Source organism: Amycolatopsis sp. A133, assembly GCF_031082405.1.
GTDB lineage: Bacteria > Actinomycetota > Actinomycetes > Mycobacteriales > Pseudonocardiaceae > Amycolatopsis.
The window spans coordinates 1-1,247 of the sequence record NZ_JAVHJU010000012.1; the positions used below are offsets into that span (position 1 = coordinate 1).

At 67.2% G+C, this 1,247-nt stretch carries 1 protein-coding gene; it reads left to right on the forward strand.

All coding sequences use genetic code 11. From position 1 onward, the window contains the following. The first annotated feature begins 46 nt into the window (after positions 1 to 46). On the forward strand, positions 47 to 1,213 hold the full coding sequence (locus tag Q5425_RS13830; RefSeq protein WP_396135167.1) for an IS30 family transposase: 1,167 nt from the start codon (positions 47 to 49) through the stop codon (positions 1,211 to 1,213). The last annotated feature ends 34 nt before the right edge of the window (positions 1,214 to 1,247 follow it).

Genomic DNA, 1,247 nt, shown 5'->3' on the forward strand with positions numbered 1-1,247 from the left:
CTTGGGTTCTTGGGGTGGTTGCAACATCGTGTGGTTGGAGGGTGTTGTGGCTGGTCGGGTGGGTCGGGTGTCGTTGCCGCGTGGTGTGCGGGTCCGGTTTTGGGAGCAGGTGCGGGCGGGGCGGGCTGTGGCGCCTGCCTCGTGGGCTGTGGGTGTGTCGCATCGGACGGGGCAGCGGTGGTTCGCCGAGGCTGGTGGGGTGATCGGTAACGCGCCTGGTGAGCTGGGCAGTCGGTATCTGTCGGTGGCCGAGAGGGAGGAAATCTCGCTCGGCCTGGCCCGGGATGAAGGAATCCGGCAGATCGCCTACCGGCTGAGCCGGTCGCCTTCGACGATCAGCCGGGAGATCACCCGCAACGGTGGCCCGTGCCGGTATCGGGCGCATCGTGGCGAGGCAGCGGCGCGGGAGCGAGCACGGCGACCGAAGACCGCGAAGCTGGCCGAGGCCGGCCCGAACTGGGAGTTGCGGGAATATGTGCAGGCCAGGCTGGTTCAGTTGTGGTCACCGGAGCAGATCTCGGCCACGCTGAAGCTGCAGTTTCCCGACCGGCCGGAGATGCGGGTGTCGACCGAGACGATCTACCAGTCCCTGTATGTGCAGTCCCGCGGTGCGTTGCGTCGTGAGCTGAGCGCCTGCCTGCGCACCGGGCGGGCGTTGCGCAAACCTCACCGCCAGGCCCAGGCTCGCCGGTCCCGGATCCCGGACCCGGTCGCGATCAGTGACCGCCCTGCCGAGGTCGCGGACCGGGCGGTGCCCGGACATTGGGAAGGTGATCTGATCCTCGGCGCGGCCAACGGCTCGGCGATCGGCACGCTGGTGGAGCGGAGCAGCCGGTTCTGTCTGCTGCTGCACCTGCCTGATGGGCACGACGCGGCCGCGGTCCGAGATGCGATGATCCACGCTATCGGCACTCTGCCCCAGCAGCTGAAACGGTCGCTGACCTGGGACCGGGGCACCGAGATGGCCAGGCATGCCGAGATCACTGTGGCTACCGACCTGGCGATCTTCTTCGCCGACCCGCACTCGCCCTGGCAGCGCGGCAGCAACGAAAACACCAACGGGTTGCTTCGTCAGTACTTCCCCAAGGGCACCGACCTCTCGGTCCACACCGCTGAGCGCCTCACCGCAGTCGCCGCCCAGCTCAACGACCGTCCCCGCAAGACCCTGAACTGGATCAGCCCTGCAAAGAAGCTCACAATGTTACTGTCCTAAATAGAGCATGTTGCGACGACCGCATGAATCCGCC